Genomic DNA, 16,398 nt, shown 5'->3' with positions numbered 1-16,398 from the left:
ATAGGCCGAATAGGTCGCGCCACCCGTCTCCGCAAGCACCTTCGTGATCGCTGCCGTCAACGACGTCTTCCCGTGGTCAACGTGACCGATCGTACCGATGTTGCAGTGCGGCTTGTTCCGCTCAAACTTCTCTTTGGCCATCTCGGCGCTCCATCCTTCAGGAACAGTCTTGGTTCAATTGGTTAGGCGAGCTTCGCCCGGACTTCGTCGGACACCGCTTGCGGTACCTGTTCATAGTGATCGAACTGCATCGTGTACTGGGCGCGGCCCTGGCTCATCGAACGCAGCGTATTGACATAGCCGAACATGTTGGCGAGTGGCACCATCGCATGAATGACCTGCGCGATGCCGCGCTGCTCGGTGCCGCTGATCTGTCCCCGGCGACTGTTCAGATCGCCGATCACATCGCCCATATATTCTTCCGGCGTCACCACTTCGACCTTCATGATCGGCTCGAGGAGCTTCACACCGGCTTGCTGCGCGCCTTCGCGGAACGCCGCGCGAGCCGCAATTTCGAAAGCCATCACGCTTGAGTCAACATCGTGATAGGCGCCATCCATCAACGTCGCCTTGAAGTCGATCATCGGGAAGCCGGCCAGCGGGCCCGAATCCTTGACGCTTTCAACGCCCTTTTGAACGCCCGGAATATATTCCTTGGGCACCGAGCCACCGACGATCTTGCTTTCGAACAGGAATCCTGTACCCGGCTCGCCCGGCTCGAAAACGATCTTGACGCGCGCATACTGGCCCGAACCACCGGTCTGCTTCTTGTGCGTGTAGTCGATCTCGGCGCGTTTCGTCAGTGTCTCGCGATAAGCAACCTGCGGCGCGCCCACATTGGCTTCAACCTTGAACTCGCGGCGCATACGGTCAACAAGAATGTCGAGATGAAGCTCGCCCATGCCCTTGATGACGGTCTGGCCGGACTCCTCGTCGACCGAAACACGGAAAGACGGATCTTCCTGTGCAAGACGATTGAGCGCGATGCCCATTTTCTCCTGGTCGGCTTTCGTCTTTGGCTCAACAGCCACTTCGATAACCGGTTCCGGAAATTCCATCCGCTCAAGAATAATCGGCTTCAGCGGGTCGCAGAGCGTGTCGCCGGTGGTGGTGTTCTTCAGGCCCGCCACAGCAACGATGTCGCCTGCATGAGCTTCCTTGATGTCTTCGCGATGGTTCGCATGCATAAGCAGCATTCGGCCAATACGTTCGCGATTGTCTTTCGTCGAGTTCAGCACGCCTGTGCCCGTCGCCAGCACACCGGAGTAAATACGGCAGAAGGTCAGCGAGCCGACGAACGGGTCGTTCATGATCTTGAATGCCAGAACCGAGAGCGGCGCCTCATCCGAGGTCTTGCGCGTCGCAGGCTCTTCGGTCTTTGGATCGATACCCTCAACGCTCTCGACATCAACCGGTGACGGCAGATAGTCGACAACGGCATCCAGCATCGGCTGCACACCCTTGTTCTTGAAGGCGCTACCGCAGAGAACCGGCACGAACTTGCGGCCGATGGTCCCTTTGCGGATGAGGGCTTTGAGGGTCGCCTCATCAGGCTCATTGCCGTCGAGATATGCCTCCATCGCGACATCGTCCATTTCGACGGCGCCTTCGACGAGCTTCGCGCGATATTCGTCGGCCTGCTCTTTCAGATCGGCGCGAATGTCGCGGTACTCGAACTCGGCACCCAGCGACTCGTCTTTCCAGATGATCTCTTTCATCCGGATAAGATCGATGAGGCCTTCGAACTCGGCTTCCGAACCGATCGGCAGCTGCAACACGAGCGGCGTTGCGCCGAGGCGCGTCACAATCATGTCCACACAGCGATAGAAATTCGCGCCCATGCGGTCCATCTTGTTGACGAAGCACATGCGCGGCACGCCGTACTTGTCAGCCTGACGCCACACGGTTTCCGACTGCGGCTCCACGCCAGCCACCGAATCGAACACGGTGACGGCGCCGTCGAGCACACGCAGCGAACGCTCGACTTCGATCGTGAAATCCACGTGGCCGGGCGTGTCGATGATATTGATGCGCTTTTCGTTCCAGAAGCAGGTCGTCGCGGCGGATGTGATGGTGATTCCGCGCTCTTGCTCCTGCTCCATCCAATCCATGGTAGCGGCGCCGTCATGCACTTCGCCGATCTTGTGACTTACACCTGTGTAAAACAGGATGCGCTCGGTCGTCGTCGTTTTACCGGCATCGATGTGCGCCATGATGCCGATATTGCGGTAATCTTCGAGCTTCGTTTTACGTGCCATGACGGTCTGCCTTTGGAGGTCGTATCCGCTTTACCAGCGGTAGTGCGAGAAAGCGCGGTTGGCTTCCGCCATGCGGTGCGTGTCTTCACGCTTCTTGACGGCCGACCCGCGATTGTTGGCCGCATCGAGCAACTCACCCGAAAGACGCGCTACCATGGTGGTCTCGTTGCGCGCGCGAGCAGCGGCAATGATCCAGCGGATGGCGAGCGCCTTGCGGCGTTCCGGACGGACTTCGACGGGCACCTGGTAGGTTGCGCCGCCGACACGACGCGAACGCACTTCGAGCGCCGGCATCACGTTCTCGAGGGCTTCATGGAAGGTGCGCAGCGGATCGACGCTGGCCTTCTGCTGCATCTGGTCGAAGGCGCCATAGATGATGCTTTCGGCGGCGGACTTCTTGCCGTCGTACATCAGGCTGTTCATGAATTTCGCGAGAACGACGTCGCCAAATTTGGCGTCCGGAATTACGTCTCGCTTTTCTGCGCGGTGGCGTCGGGACATGTCTTTGATCCTTACTTCGGACGCTTGGCGCCGTATTTCGAACGGCGCTGGCGGCGGTCTTTCACGCCCTGCGTATCGAGCACACCGCGGATAATGTGATAGCGAACGCCGGGAAGATCCTTCACGCGGCCGCCGCGGATCAGCACCACGGAGTGTTCCTGCAGATTGTGGCCTTCGCCCGGAATGTAGCTCGTGACTTCGAAGCCATTCGTCAGACGAACGCGCGCTACCTTGCGCAGCGCGGAGTTCGGCTTCTTCGGCGTCGTCGTGTAGACGCGCGTACAAACGCCACGCTTCTGCGGACACGCCTGCATGGCTGGCACTTTATTTCGCTTCACCAGCGGCTTGCGCGGGTTGCGAATGAGTTGGTTGACGGTGGGCATTCGCCTGCTCGATCCTGTCTGTCCAAACAAAAAAACGCCGCGCCGCCCCGGATTTCCTCCGGAATTGGCTGCGCGCGCTCATGGACACCAAACCCCTATCGGGTTTTGCGTCCAAATGCAGAGGATCCCGGCTTGTGCCCGGAATCGTGCGCCATTCCTCGTATTCGGTTCACTGACCCCAGTGTCTAGATCCGGTGAAAGGCCAATCCCATCAGGGACTTGAAGGCCCGACACCCGGGGAGCTCTACTACCTGGAGCGAAAGTGGGCGGAAACTACTCTGGGCCCCCTACCCCGTCAACCCCAATCCTTAAGAAATGCGAGGAAATCCGCCCCGGAGAGACGTTTCGGGTCCAAAACGGCCACAGGACGGCCATGCAGGGCCATTTCGACGACAATCCGCCTGTCCATGGCGCTGTCGGAGAGACGAATCCAGAGCAATATGAGCACCAACGCAGGACTGACGGAGGCGTTCCAATGACAGACCGATTCTGGCCTGCATTCTTCTGGGTGGCAGCGGCCTACAACTTCCTGGCCGGCCTGCCGCCACTCCTGATGCCCACCCTCTCCACCGTCAATGCCGGCTTGCCGCCCCTCGACCCGCAGCACACGATCCTGGTCCAAATTATGGGACTGCTGATTTGCATCTTCGGCGTCGGTTACGCCATGGTCGCTTCTGGCAGCCCGGCCGCTCGCCAGATTGTCCTTCTGGGCCTCGTCGGCAAACTCGGCGTTTGTGTGCTGGTCGCCTTGCGACTGCGCGAAATTGAGGTCCCGACAGCGATGCTGCTGGCTGCGGCCGGGGATTTCCTCTTCCTTATCGTCTTCATTGTCTTTCTTAGCAGAGCCATCCGGGCCCCTATCGCAGCTTGAGCACCGAAACGAAACAGGCCACCCGATTGCCCGGGTGGCCTGTTTGCGCTTGTCCTGGGCGCGGAGCCGTCAGGCGGCGTCGCCAGCGGTCTCGACTACTTCGGGCGTCACGACGGGATTCGCCGCCACCTGATCTTCAAGAATTTTATCGTCGCGGCTCTGTGCCTCGCCACGCAGGCGTTGCAGCATGCCGCCCGTACCGGCCGGGATCAGGCGCCCGACGATAACGTTCTCCTTCAAACCAATCAGTTGATCAACCTTGCCGGCAACTGCCGCCTCGGTCAGAACGCGGGTCGTTTCCTGGAAAGATGCCGCCGAGATGAACGAACGAGTCTGCAGGCTTGCCTTGGTAATGCCAAGGAGAACCGGAGATGCCGTTGCCGTCGCCTTGCCCTGTGCTTCGAGCTTGGCATTCATCTCGTCGAACTCAGAACGATCAAGCTGCTCGCCCGGCAGTGTGACGGAGTCCCCGGGGTTCGTAACCTCGACCTTCTGCAACATGTTGCGCACGATCACTTCAATATGCTTGTCGTTGATCGCGACGCCCTGCAGACGATAGACGTCCTGAACCTCGTTGACGATATAGGCCGCCAGCTCCTCGACGCCGGAAATCGCAAGAATGTCATGCGGCGCCGGGTGTCCGTCGAGAATGAATTCGCCCTTCTCGATCACATCGCCTTCTTGCACCGAAATATGCTTGCCTCTTGGAATCAGATACTCGATCGGCTCCATGCTCTCGTCGCTCGGATGCACGATAATACGACGCTTGTTCTTGTAGTCCTTCCCGAATTCCACACGCCCGGTCGCTTCCGCGATAATGGCGTGATCCTTCGGACGGCGTGCTTCAAAGAGTTCGGCCACACGCGGCAGACCGCCTGTAATATCTCGCGTCTTGGCACCTTCCGTCGGAATACGTGCCAACACGTCGCCGGCATGAACAGAGGCGCCGTTATCAACCGACAAGATGGCATCGACCGAAAGCAGAAAGCGAGCTTCGTTGCCATTGGTCAGCGTCAGTATCTTGCCGTTCTTGCCCTTGACGACCATAGCCGGGCGAAGCTCGCTGCCGCGCGGGGTGGCGCGCCAATCGATAACGACGCGGCTTGAAATACCCGTCGCCTCATCCGCGACTTCACGGATCGAAACGCCGTCCACGACATCCTCGAACTCAACCGTGCCATCCAGCTCGGTAAGGATCGGCATGGTGTAGGGATCCCATTCGGCAATCCGTTGACCGCGGCCAATCGTACCGCCCTCGTCAACCTTGAGGCGCGCGCCATAAGGCAACTTGTGCGATGCCCGTTCGCCGCCATGTTCGTCGATCACCTGGACCTGAACGTTCCGGCCCATCACGACGAAAACGCCGTTCGAGTCTTTGACCACGTTGCGATTGACGATCTTGATCGTCCCGGGATGATTTGACTCGATGAACGAACTGTCCACCACCTGCGCTGTACCTCCGATATGGAAAGTACGCATGGTGAGCTGTGTACCCGGCTCGCCGATCGACTGGGCCGCAATGACACCCACTGCTTCGCCCATGTTTACCGGCGTGCCACGTGCGAGATCGCGCCCGTAACAAGCCGCGCAAACGCCATTCGCCGCCTCGCAGGTCAACACCGAACGAATCTTCATCGTCTGAATATTGGCCGCTTCGATGAGGTCCATATCGGCCTCGTCGATCAGGTGGTTCTTCTTGAGGATGACCTTGTCGGTTGCCGGGTCTTTTACGTCTTCGGCCGTCGTGCGGCCGAGAACCCGGGTGCCGAGCGACACGATGACATCGCCCGCCTCAATTACGGCCTGGACGGTGATGCCGCCCGAAGTGCCGCAATCTTCTTCGGTGATGATCGAATCCTGCGCCACGTCCACGAGACGTCGTGTCAGGTACCCCGAGTTCGCTGTTTTAAGCGCGGTGTCGGCAAGACCCTTACGTGCACCGTGAGTCGAGTTGAAGTACTCGAGAACGGTGAGACCTTCCTTGAAGTTCGAGATGATCGGCGTCTCGATAATTTCGCCCGAAGGTCTGGCCATCAGGCCACGCATGCCGGCCAGCTGCTTCATCTGTGCCGGCGAGCCGCGCGCGCCCGAATCCGCCATCATGTAGATCGAGTTGATCGGCTTCTCCCGCTTCGTTTCGGGATCGATCTCGACCGCGCGAATCTTCTGCATCATCACGTCGGCAACGCGATCGGTACACTTCGCCCAAGCGTCGACAACCTTGTTGTACTTTTCGCCCTGAGTGATGAGGCCGTCGATATATTGCTGTTCATACTCGGTGGCGAGCGTCTGAGTCTCTTCGACGAGTTTGGCCTTCTCTTCCGGAATGACCATGTCGTCCTTGCCGAATGAAATACCGGCTCGGAACGCCTGACGGAAACCAAGCGCCATGATCTGGTCACAGAAAATAACCGTCTCCTTCTGACCGCAGTGCCGATAGACCACGTCGATCATCTTGGATATATCGCGCTTCGTCAGCAGGCGGTTGACGACATCGAAGGGCACACTGGGGTGCTTCGGCAGAAGCTCACCGACCATCATGCGGCCAGGTGTCGTGTCCACCACCTGGGTAAGGGGATTGCCATCCGCATCCTTCGTCGTGTATCGCGCCTTGACCTTCGCATGGAGCGTTACCGCCTGAGACGCCAACGCGTGCTCGATCTCCGCCATCGTAGCGAATACCATGCCCTCGCCCGGCTCATTCTGCTTTTCGATCGTCACGTAGTAGAGACCGAGAACGATGTCCTGCGACGGAACGATGATCGGCGAGCCGTTGGCCGGATGCAGGATGTTGTTGGTCGACATCATCAGCACACGCGCTTCGAGCTGCGCTTCGAGCGACAGCGGAACGTGAACGGCCATCTGGTCGCCGTCGAAGTCCGCATTGAAGGCCGCGCAAACCAGCGGGTGAAGCTGAATCGCCTTGCCTTCGATCAGCACCGGCTCGAAAGCCTGGATACCGAGACGATGCAATGTCGGCGCGCGGTTGAGCAATACCGGATGCTCACGGATCACCTGTTCAAGAATTTCCCAGACTTCAGGGCGTTCCTTCTCGACCAGCTTCTTTGCTTGTTTGACGGTTGCCGACAGACCCTTGGCTTCAAGACGCGAATAGATGAACGGCTTGAAGAGCTCGAGGGCCATCTTCTTCGGCAGGCCGCACTGATGCAGCTTCAGCTCCGGACCGACGACGATGACCGAACGGCCCGAATAGTCGACACGCTTGCCGAGCAGGTTCTGACGGAAGCGGCCCTGCTTGCCCTTCAACATGTCGGCAAGAGACTTCAACGGGCGCTTGTTGGCACCGGTGATGACGCGACCGCGGCGACCGTTGTCGAAAAGCGCGTCGACTGACTCCTGCAACATGCGCTTTTCGTTACGGATGATGATATCCGGCGCGCGAAGCTCCATCAAACGCTTCAACCGGTTGTTGCGGTTGATAACACGACGATAGAGGTCGTTGAGATCCGACGTTGCGAAACGGCCACCATCGAGTGGCACCAGCGGCCGCAACTCCGGCGGAATCACGGGGACAACCGTCAAGATCATCCATTCCGGCTTGTTGCCGGATTCGATGAAAGCCTCGATCAACTTCAAGCGCTTGGCGAGCTTCTTGGGCTTCAGTTCCGACGTCGACTCGGCAATCTCGACACGCAGTTCGGCTGCGGTCTTTTCGAGGTCGAGCGCCTCCAGAATTTCGCGGATCGCCTCAGCACCGATTTTGGCGGTGAAGCTGTCTTCGCCATACTGATCCTGGGCGTCGAGCAACTCTTCTTCGGTAAGAAGCTGGCGTTCCTTCAACGAAGTCAGGCCGGGCTCCAGAACGATGTAGTTCTCGAAATAGAGAACGCGTTCAAGATCCTTCAACGTCATGTCGAGAAGCATGCCGATGCGGCTCGGCAACGACTTCAGGAACCAGATATGTGCAACCGGCGCCGCAAGCTCGATATGGCCCATCCGCTCGCGCCGGACCTTCGAGAGCGTCACTTCCACGCCGCACTTTTCGCAGATGATGCCCTTGTACTTCATCCGCTTGTATTTGCCGCACAGGCATTCGTAGTCCTTGATCGGACCGAAAATGCGCGCGCAGAACAAGCCGTCGCGTTCGGGTTTGAACGTACGGTAGTTGATCGTTTCGGGCTTCTTGATCTCGCCGTAAGACCAGGAATGGATCCGTTCCGGGCTGGCGATCGAAATCTTGATCTGATCGAATGTCTGCGCCGGCGTCGTCGGATTGAAAAGGTTCATGACCTCTTGGTTCATGGACTTCTCCTGAGCTCGGGCCTCCACATCAACGGGGAACATCGTTCGCGTCCGGTGGGGCCATCCGTCCGCATACCCCGTATATCAATCTCTGCTTTGCCTTCATCGCTCCCGAAGGAGCGGAAGGCGGCGGCGCGGCCGGCAAAGGGCGCGCCGCCATCGTTTCACGTCAGTTCGCCGGCGGCGTCAGCAGCTCGACATTGAGGCCGAGGGACCGCATTTCCTTGACGAGTACGTTGAAGCTTTCGGGAATACCGGCCTCAAACGTATCGTCGCCGCGCACAATGGCTTCATAGACCTTGGTACGACCGGCAACGTCGTCCGACTTGACCGTCAACATTTCCTGCAACGTATAGGCGGCGCCATAGGCCTCAAGCGCCCACACTTCCATTTCACCGAAACGCTGGCCACCGAACTGCGCCTTGCCGCCCAACGGCTGCTGGGTAACGAGCGAGTAAGGCCCGATGGAACGAGCATGAATCTTGTCGTCCACGAGATGGTGCAGCTTCAGCATGTAAATGTAGCCGACAGTCACCTTTCGATCGAAGGCCTCACCGCTCCGACCGTCATGGAGTGTCACCTGACCGGAATGATCCATTCCGGCAAGATCAAGCATCTCCACGATATCCGGCTCATGCGCACCATCGAACACCGGCGTCGCAATCGGTACGCCATTCGTCAAATTTCCGGCCATCTCGACAAGCTGCTCCTCATCGAGCGAAGCAACGGTCGGGTCGTCGCCATAAATCTTCTTGATGAGATCTTTCAGTTCCTTCGGCTTGTTCTCACGACGATAGCTTTCGAGAGCGATCTCGATCTTCTTGCCGAGACCGGCGCACGCCCATCCCAAATGCGTTTCGAGAATCTGACCGACATTCATGCGGCTCGGCACACCGAGCGGATTGAGCACGATGTCCACCGGCTGCCCGTCATCGAGATAAGGCATGTCCTCCATCGGCACGATCCGGCTGATGACACCCTTGTTGCCATGGCGGCCGGCCATCTTGTCGCCGGTCTGCAGCTTGCGCTTCACGGCGACGAAGACCTTGACCATCTTCATCACGCCGGGCGGCAGTTCGTCGCCGCGCTGAAGCTTGTCGACTTTGTCGGCAAAGCGCGCTTCGAGGCGTTCCTTGCTTTCGTCATACTGCTTTTTCAGCGCTTCGATTTCGGCCTGCGCCTTCTCGTTCTTCAATGCAATCTGCCACCACTGCCCGTGGCTCAGATCGTCGAGATTTGCCTGCGTCACCTTGCTCTCGGCTTCCATGCCCTTCGGGCCGGAAGCGATTTGCTTGCCGAGCAGAATCTCGGAGAGACGCCCATAGACGTTACGGTCGAGAATACCGAACTCGTCGTCACGATCCTTCGCGAGACGTTCAATTTCCTCGCGCTCGATCGCCATCGCGCGTTCGTCCTTGTCGATACCGTGCCGGTTGAACACCCGCACTTCGACAACCGTACCCTGCACGCCCGGCGGCAGACGCAGCGACGTGTCGCGCACGTCAGATGCTTTTTCGCCGAAGATGGCGCGCAGAAGTTTTTCTTCCGGCGTCATCGGGCTCTCGCCCTTCGGCGTGATCTTGCCGCAGAGAATATCGCCAGGATTCACTTCCGCGCCGATATAGACGATGCCGGCTTCGTCAAGGTTCTTGAGAGCCTCTTCGCCGACATTCGGAATATCGCGGGTAATTTCTTCCGGCCCGAGCTTCGTATCGCGCGCCATCACCTCAAATTCTTCGATGTGGATGGACGTGAACACGTCATCGCGCACGATGCGCTCGGAAATCAGGATCGAGTCTTCGAAGTTGTAGCCATTCCACGGCATGAACGCGACGAGCACGTTCCGGCCGAGCGCCAGATCGCCGAGCTCGGTCGATGGACCGTCGGCGATGATGTCGCCCTTGCGAACCTGATCGCCGACGCGCACCAGCGGACGCTGGTTGATGCAGGTGTTCTGGTTCGAACGCTGGAACTTGCGCAGATTGTATATGTCGACGCCCGACTTCGATGGATCGACCTCTTCGGTTGCCCGGATGACGATGCGGGTCGCATCGACCTGGTCGACGATGCCGGTACGGCGCGCGCCAATCGCGGCGCCGCTGTCCCGTGCCACAACTTCTTCCATTCCGGTGCCGACCAACGGCGCCTCGGAGCGGATCAGCGGCACAGCCTGACGCTGCATGTTTGAGCCCATCAGCGCACGGTTCGCGTCGTCGTTTTCGAGGAACGGGATCAGTGCCGCGGCAACTGAGACAATCTGCTTCGGTGACACGTCGACGAAGTCCACCTGATCCGGCGGCACCATCTCGAAATCGCCATCGATACGGCAATTGACGAGTTCGCCTTCGATCTCGCCCTTCTTGCTGATCGAAATATTGGCCTGAGCGATGCGGTAGCGCGCCTCTTCCATGGCCGAGAGATAGACGACGTCATCCGTCATCTTGCCGCCCTTGACGCGTCGGTACGGGCTCTCAATGAAGCCGTACTTGTTGACGCGAGCAAAGGTCGCCAGCGAATTGATGAGGCCGATGTTCGGACCTTCCGGCGTTTCAATTGGACAGATGCGACCGTAATGCGTCGGATGCACGTCGCGCACCTCGAAGCCAGCTCGCTCACGCGTGAGGCCGCCGGGCCCGAGCGCCGAAAGGCGGCGCTTGTGGGTGATTTCCGACAGCGGGTTGGTCTGGTCCATGAACTGCGACAACTGCGACGAACCAAAAAATTCGCGCACAGCCGCTGCCGCAGGCTTGGCATTGATCAGGTCATGCGGCATCACCGTGTCGATATCGACCGACGACATGCGTTCCTTGATCGCTCGTTCCATGCGCAGCAGTCCGACGCGATACTGATTTTCCATCAGTTCGCCCACCGAACGCACGCGGCGATTGCCGAGATTGTCGATATCGTCGATTTCACCCTTGCCGTCGCGCAGCCCGACCAAAGTCTTGATGACAGCCAGGATATCCTCCCGGCGCAGCACTCGCATCGTGTCCGGGCAGTCGAGATCGAGGCGCATGTTCATCTTGACGCGCCCGACCGCTGACAGATCGTAGCGCTCGGCGTCGAAGAACAGGCTCTGGAACAAGGCTTCCGCTGTGTCCGCCGTCGGCGGTTCACCGGGGCGCATAACGCGATAAATGTCGATCAGCGCCTGCTCGCGGTTGGTGCATTTGTCCACGGAGAGCGTGTTGCGGATGAAAGCACCGGTATTCACGTGATCGATGTCCAGCGTCGTGATTTCACTGTGACCTGCTTCGACCAGCATCTCAAGCATCTCGGGCGTGATCTCGTCGCCAGCCTCGGCAAAAATTTCGCCGGTCTCCATATTGACGATTTCTCGGGCGAGATAGCGTCCGTGAATGTCCTCGTTTTGTACGAGCAGTTCCTTGAGGCCGTCTTCTGCAAGCTTCTTGGCGAGCCGCGGCGTCATCTTGCGGCCGGCTTCGACCACCGCCTTGCCGCTCTTCGCGTCAATCATGTCGCGCTCCGGCTTCGCGCCGCGATAGCGATCGGCATCGAAGGGCACACGCCAGCCCTGCTTCACCTTTGTAAAGGTGACGCTCTTGTAGAAGGTATCGAGAATTTCTTCCGAATCGAGCCCGAGTGCGTAGAGCAATGTCGTCACCGGCAGCTTGCGACGACGGTCGATACGCACAAAGACGATATCCTTCGCGTCAAACTCGAAATCGAGCCACGAACCGCGATAGGGAATGACGCGCGCAGCAAAGAGCAGCTTGCCGGACGAATGCGTCTTTCCCTTGTCGTGATCGAAGAACACGCCGGGGCTGCGATGCATCTGCGAGACGATAACGCGCTCTGTACCGTTGATGACGAACGTACCGTTCTCCGTCATCAGCGGCATGTCGCCCATATAGACGTCCTGCTCCTTGATGTCCTTGACCGACTTCGCGCCGGTATCCTCGTCCACCTCGAACACGATCAGTCGCAGCGTCACCTTCAAAGGCGCCGCATAGGTCATGCCGCGTTGCTGGCATTCCTCGACATCATACTTCGGCGTCTCGAACTCGTAGTTCACGAATTCAAGTGTCGAGCTCTCGGAAAAATCGCTGATCGGGAAAACCGACTTGAAAACCGCCTGGAGCCCCTGCTCCTCGCGGCCACCAACCGGGTTTTTCACCTGCAGGAACTGGTCGTAGGAATATTTCTGAACCTCGATCAGATTCGGCATTTCCGCGACCTGCGGGATATGACCGAAGATCTTACGAACCCGCTTTCGACCAGTGAAGGACTGCGTCATTTGTGCTCCTCGCAACGCTCTGCATTAGAACGGCGGCCGGGCTTTCAGTCGGAGAAGGGGGCTGCCCGGTCTCAAGGCCCGCCTTTTCCGTAGGGGGTATCCGGCGCCGAGGCTCCGGTGTTTCGGTCGGGGTGGACGGCGCAGCGCCGTCCACCCCGACCGCAACGGTCGAAACGAACTTACTTGAGTTCGACTTTGGCGCCGGCCTTCTCAAGCTGCGCCTTGATCTTGGCAGCCTCATCCTTCGACGCGCCTTCCTTGACGGTCTTCGGAGCGCCTTCAACGAGGTCCTTGGCTTCCTTGAGGCCGAGGCCCGTGATCGCGCGGACTTCCTTGATCACTTCGATCTTCTTTTCGCCGGCGGCAGCAAGCACCACCTCGAACTCGGTCTGCTCTTCAGCAGCAGCGGCAGGAGCCGCACCGGCAGCCGCGACGGCCACCGGAGCCGCCGCCGAGACGCCCCACTTTTCTTCGAGCATCTTCGACAGCTCAGCTGCCTGAAGAACGGTCAGGTTGGAAAGGTCTTCCACGATTTTTGCGAGATCGGTCATTTCAGTGTCTTTCTTTGGGGTTCGGTTGGTTTCGGTTCACCGCAGCGGTCACGCCGCTTCGCTCTTGGTGGCATAGGCATTCAGCACACGCGCCAGTTGGGCACCAGGTGCCTGCAGCACACCCGCGATACGGGTGGCAGGCGTCTGGATCATGCCCACGATCTTCGCGCGCAGTTCGTCAAGCGACGGCAGGTCGGCAAGTTGCTTCACTGCTTTCGCATCGAGAACCGTTTCGCCCATCGCGCCGCCGAGGATCACCAGCTTTTGGTTCTCCTTGGCAAACTCGATTGCAACCTTGGGGGCCGCAACCGGGTCGTTCGAATAGGCGATCGCCGTCGGCCCCGCGAAGAGATCGTTGATCTCTTTCATCGGAGTGCCGTCCAGAGCGAGCTTTGCAAGCCGGTTCTTCGTCACCTTGAACGAAGCACCAGCCTTGTTCATCCGCGAACGCAGATCAGACATCTGGTTCACGGTAAGACCGCTGTAGTGGGCGACGACGACCACAGCGGCGTTCGAAAACACGCCGTTGAGTTCCGTCACGAGCTCTGATTTTTCAGCTCTGTCCACTTGCTCTCTCCGTATGCATGAAACCCTCATGCACTCAGGGGCGACTTCGAGACGCACACATCGTCCGTCTCTTTGCCGCCGTTGGCGTTTGCCGCTCGAAGCGGACGCGGGGCCGTCAAGCCTCGCGCCTCTGTCGAACGGCGCTCACTTGCCTGTCGTCCCGGGTTCCAACCGATCCCATGAACCCGAAGGCTCCATGAAACCGTTCAAACTCCCGTCTATTGCCGGCCGCCTTCTTGTGGCGATTAAGCGTCGATTCCCGAAGAAACCTCGGCGCCCGCAGTCTCGGACAGGTGAACGGACGATGGCGTAGCCACTCCGGCTCGCCGCCGAAGTGATCACACGTCCCGTCCGTACTTACCGGGCGCAACCCCGAAACGGGGCTGCGACCGGAAACTTTTTACCGCCTCAGGCGGCCGCAACGCTTTGCGGTTCGACCTTGACTCCAGGGCCCATGGTCGAGCTGATCGCGATGCGCTTTATATATGTGCCTTTGGCACCCGCCGGCTTCGCCTTCTGCACCGCATCGATCAGTGCCCGGACGTTGCCGAGAATTTGTTCCTCGCTGAAGCTCGCCTTGCCGACGCCGGCATGAACAATGCCTGCCTTCTCGACGCGGAACTCGACCGCACCACCCTTTGCAGCCTTGACGGCTTCGGCAACATCGGGCGTCACCGTCCCGACTTTGGGGTTCGGCATCAGCCCGCGTGGGCCGAGCACTTTGCCGAGCCGGCCAACCAGCGGCATCATGTCGGGCGTCGCGATGCAGCGATCGAAATCGATCTTGCCGCTCTGCACGATCTCGGCGAGATCCTCCGCACCGACGATGTCGGCGCCGGCGGCCTTGGCCGCATCCGCCTTGTCGCCTTTTGCAAACACCGCCACACGAACCGTACGGCCCGAACCGTTCGGCAATGCCACAACGCCGCGAACCATCTGGTCTGCATGACGCGGATCGACACCGAGCGAGATCGCGACTTCGATCGTCTCGTCAAACTTCGCTGTCGCCCGCTCTTTCACGAGCTTCACGGCATCACCCAGCCCGTAGGCTTTCTTGTGATCGATACCCTCACGGGCCTTCGTAATACGTTTGCCTGCGTTGCTCATCTCGCTCACTCCACCACCTGAAGGCCCATGGAACGGGCGGAACCGGCAATAATCTTCGTCGCCTGATCGAGATCGTTTGCATTGAGATCGACGAACTTGGCCTCGGCAATTTCGCGGCACTGGGCCAGCGTCACCGTACCGGCGCTGGCGCGGCCGGGCGTCTTGGAACCCGACTGTATCTTCGCCGCTTTTTTCAGAAAGTACGAAGCCGGAGGCGTTTTCATCGCGAAGGTGAAGGAACGGTCCGAATAGGCCGTGATCACGACCGGGATCGGCATTCCCTGTTCCATCTTCTGCGTCGCAGCGTTGAACGCCTTGCAGAACTCCATGATGTTGAGGCCGCGCTGACCGAGCGCGGGACCGATCGGCGGCGACGGATTGGCGGCGCCTGCCGACACTTGCAGCTTGATATAGCCTTCGATTTTCTTCGCCATATTATTCCCCTGCCGGATATCCCCGGCTCTTTGGGTTAGTGGTTAGCAGCGCATCGGGCGTTTCGAGACCGATGCGCCTCCCACACGACTACGAAGTGGATGAAAGCCCTAGAGCTTCTCCACTTGCGCATATTCGAGCTCGACCGGGGTCGCCCGGCCGAAAATCGACACGGCCACCTTGAGCCGCGCCTTTTCTTCGTCGACTTCTTCGACGAAACCGTTGAACGAAGCAAAGGGTCCATCCGCAACCCGAACCTGCTCGCCAATCTCGAACGTGATCGAGGGCTTCGGTCGCTCCACACCTTCCTGCACCTGATGCAGGATGCGATCGACCTCGCCCTGGCTGATTGGCTGCGGCTTGTTGTCCGCGCCGAGAAAGCCCGTCACCTTCGGCGTATTCTTGACGAGGTGATAGGCCTCGTCCGTCATCTCCATCTTCACCAGCACATAGCCGGGGAAGAACTTGCGTTCTGCATTGATCTTCCGCCCGCGCCGCACTTCGACCACTTCTTCGGTCGGCACGAGAATTTCCTCGAACTGATCCGAGAGCCCGTGCTGCTCGGCCTGCTCCTTGAGCGACTCTGCAACCTTCTTCTCGAAATTCGAGTAGGCGTGAACGATGTACCAGCGTTTGGCCATATTTAAATCCGAAGAGGCGCGAAGCCTCGTATCCTCAATTGCCGCCGAAACCGAGCACGAGCGAAACGATGTAACTCAGCGCGGTGTCGGCCAGAAAGAAGAACACCATTGCAAGCGCCACCATGATGAACACCATCACCGTGGTGATAATCGTCTCGCGGCGCGTCGGCCACGTGACCTTTTTGGTCTCGGCCCGCACTTCCTGAAGAAACTCGAGTGGATTGGTCTTCGCCATTTTTCCTACCAACTGCCTCTCGGCTCCACCGGAAATCCGATACCGCCATCTCGCCGGTTCCAACCTGCCTGCCCCATCGACCGAGGCATGGCAGGAGTGGAGGGGCTCGAACCCCCAACCCCCGGTTTTGGAGACCGGTGCTCTACCAGTTGAGCTACACTCCTAAGCCTCGCCGCGAGCGCGACAAGCCTTACTTCAACACTTTCGAGACGACGCCGGCGCCGACGGTACGACCGCCTTCACGGATGGCGAAGCGGAGCTTCTCTTCCATCGCGATCGGCGCGATCAGCGTCACGTTCATCTTCACATTGTCGCCCGGCATCACCATCTC

General features: G+C 59.2%; 13 protein-coding genes, 1 tRNA gene and 1 pseudogene. 1 reads left to right on the top strand and 14 read right to left on the bottom strand.

Annotated elements, in window-relative coordinates:
- The 4 genes from Q7V31_RS13845 to rpsL all read right to left on the bottom strand — a co-directional run.
- Nucleotides 1–141, bottom strand: a 141-nt coding sequence (locus tag Q7V31_RS13845; protein WP_304735124.1) for a GTP-binding protein, incomplete at its 3' end; no start/stop codon positions are given.
- 41 nt (nt 142–182) lie between these two features.
- Complete coding sequence (gene fusA, locus Q7V31_RS13840) at nt 183–2,258, bottom strand: elongation factor G (RefSeq protein WP_304735154.1); 2,076 nt, start codon at nt 2,256–2,258, stop codon at nt 183–185.
- Between the two features lie 30 nt (nt 2,259–2,288).
- Nucleotides 2,289–2,759, bottom strand: a complete 471-nt coding sequence (gene rpsG, locus Q7V31_RS13835; protein ID WP_304735153.1) for a 30S ribosomal protein S7 — start codon at nt 2,757–2,759, stop codon at nt 2,289–2,291.
- A gap of 11 nt (nt 2,760–2,770) precedes the next feature.
- Nucleotides 2,771–3,142 (bottom strand): 30S ribosomal protein S12, encoded by a 372-nt coding sequence (rpsL, locus tag Q7V31_RS13830; protein WP_293506792.1) that lies wholly within the window; start codon nt 3,140–3,142, stop codon nt 2,771–2,773.
- A 475-nt stretch (nt 3,143–3,617) separates the two neighbouring features.
- On the opposite strand from rpsL, the gene Q7V31_RS13825 reads away from it, so the two are divergent.
- On the top strand, nt 3,618–4,013 hold the full coding sequence (locus tag Q7V31_RS13825) for a hypothetical protein (RefSeq protein ID WP_304735150.1): 396 nt from the start codon (nt 3,618–3,620) through the stop codon (nt 4,011–4,013).
- 69 nt (nt 4,014–4,082) lie between these two features.
- Here Q7V31_RS13825 and rpoC read toward each other — a convergent pair whose 3' ends face one another.
- The 10 genes and pseudogenes from rpoC to tuf all read right to left on the bottom strand — a co-directional run.
- On the bottom strand, nt 4,083–8,276 hold the full coding sequence (gene rpoC / locus Q7V31_RS13820; protein ID WP_304735149.1) for a DNA-directed RNA polymerase subunit beta': 4,194 nt from the start codon (nt 8,274–8,276) through the stop codon (nt 4,083–4,085).
- A gap of 169 nt (nt 8,277–8,445) precedes the next feature.
- Nucleotides 8,446–12,534 (bottom strand): DNA-directed RNA polymerase subunit beta, encoded by a 4,089-nt coding sequence (rpoB, locus tag Q7V31_RS13815; RefSeq protein ID WP_304735148.1) that lies wholly within the window; start codon nt 12,532–12,534, stop codon nt 8,446–8,448.
- A gap of 179 nt (nt 12,535–12,713) precedes the next feature.
- Nucleotides 12,714–13,085 carry a 50S ribosomal protein L7/L12 gene (gene rplL, locus Q7V31_RS13810; RefSeq protein WP_304735147.1) on the bottom strand — a complete coding sequence of 124 codons (372 nt, stop codon included), beginning with the start codon at nt 13,083–13,085 and terminating at the stop codon, nt 12,714–12,716.
- Between the two features lie 48 nt (nt 13,086–13,133).
- Nucleotides 13,134–13,652 (bottom strand): 50S ribosomal protein L10, encoded by a 519-nt coding sequence (gene rplJ / locus Q7V31_RS13805; RefSeq protein WP_304735146.1) that lies wholly within the window; start codon nt 13,650–13,652, stop codon nt 13,134–13,136.
- A 408-nt stretch (nt 13,653–14,060) separates the two neighbouring features.
- Nucleotides 14,061–14,759 carry a 50S ribosomal protein L1 gene (gene rplA, locus Q7V31_RS13800; RefSeq protein ID WP_304735144.1) on the bottom strand — a complete coding sequence of 233 codons (699 nt, stop codon included), beginning with the start codon at nt 14,757–14,759 and terminating at the stop codon, nt 14,061–14,063.
- A gap of 5 nt (nt 14,760–14,764) precedes the next feature.
- Nucleotides 14,765–15,193 (bottom strand): 50S ribosomal protein L11, encoded by a 429-nt coding sequence (gene rplK / locus Q7V31_RS13795; protein WP_304735142.1) that lies wholly within the window; start codon nt 15,191–15,193, stop codon nt 14,765–14,767.
- Between the two features lie 108 nt (nt 15,194–15,301).
- A complete protein-coding gene (gene nusG, locus Q7V31_RS13790; RefSeq protein ID WP_304735141.1) occupies nt 15,302–15,832 on the bottom strand; it encodes a transcription termination/antitermination protein NusG in 531 nt (176 codons plus the stop codon).
- A 34-nt stretch (nt 15,833–15,866) separates the two neighbouring features.
- Entirely contained in the window at nt 15,867–16,067 is a 201-nt protein-coding gene (secE, locus tag Q7V31_RS13785) for a preprotein translocase subunit SecE (protein ID WP_304735140.1), read from the bottom strand.
- 88 nt (nt 16,068–16,155) lie between these two features.
- Nucleotides 16,156–16,231: transfer RNA gene (locus tag Q7V31_RS13780), tRNA-Trp, on the bottom strand.
- Nucleotides 16,232–16,257: 26 nt separating this feature from the next.
- Nucleotides 16,258–16,398, bottom strand: a pseudogene (tuf, locus tag Q7V31_RS13775) (elongation factor Tu); the annotation flags it as partial.

Source organism: Parvibaculum sp., from assembly GCF_030651915.1.
GTDB lineage: Bacteria > Pseudomonadota > Alphaproteobacteria > Parvibaculales > Parvibaculaceae > Parvibaculum.
The sequence above is the reverse complement of the archived record's forward strand: the minus strand, read 5'-3'. Positions and strand labels throughout refer to the sequence as shown.

What these genes read in the sequence shown, in the direction of transcription:
- fusA (WP_304735154.1), bottom strand. Translation starts at nt 2,258, where the DNA reads ATGGCACGTAAAACGAAGCTCGAAGATTACCGCAATATCGGCATCATG.
- rpsG (WP_304735153.1), bottom strand. Translation starts at nt 2,759, where the DNA reads ATGTCCCGACGCCACCGCGCAGAAAAGCGAGACGTAATTCCGGACGCC.
- rpsL (WP_293506792.1), bottom strand. Translation starts at nt 3,142, where the DNA reads ATGCCCACCGTCAACCAACTCATTCGCAACCCGCGCAAGCCGCTGGTG.
- Q7V31_RS13825 (WP_304735150.1), top strand. Translation starts at nt 3,618, where the DNA reads ATGACAGACCGATTCTGGCCTGCATTCTTCTGGGTGGCAGCGGCCTAC.
- rpoC (WP_304735149.1), bottom strand. Translation starts at nt 8,276, where the DNA reads ATGAACCAAGAGGTCATGAACCTTTTCAATCCGACGACGCCGGCGCAG.
- rpoB (WP_304735148.1), bottom strand. Translation starts at nt 12,534, where the DNA reads ATGACGCAGTCCTTCACTGGTCGAAAGCGGGTTCGTAAGATCTTCGGT.
- rplL (WP_304735147.1), bottom strand. Translation starts at nt 13,085, where the DNA reads ATGACCGATCTCGCAAAAATCGTGGAAGACCTTTCCAACCTGACCGTT.
- rplA (WP_304735144.1), bottom strand. Translation starts at nt 14,759, where the DNA reads ATGAGCAACGCAGGCAAACGTATTACGAAGGCCCGTGAGGGTATCGAT.
- rplK (WP_304735142.1), bottom strand. Translation starts at nt 15,193, where the DNA reads ATGGCGAAGAAAATCGAAGGCTATATCAAGCTGCAAGTGTCGGCAGGC.
- nusG (WP_304735141.1), bottom strand. Translation starts at nt 15,832, where the DNA reads ATGGCCAAACGCTGGTACATCGTTCACGCCTACTCGAATTTCGAGAAG.
- secE (WP_304735140.1), bottom strand. Translation starts at nt 16,067, where the DNA reads ATGGCGAAGACCAATCCACTCGAGTTTCTTCAGGAAGTGCGGGCCGAG.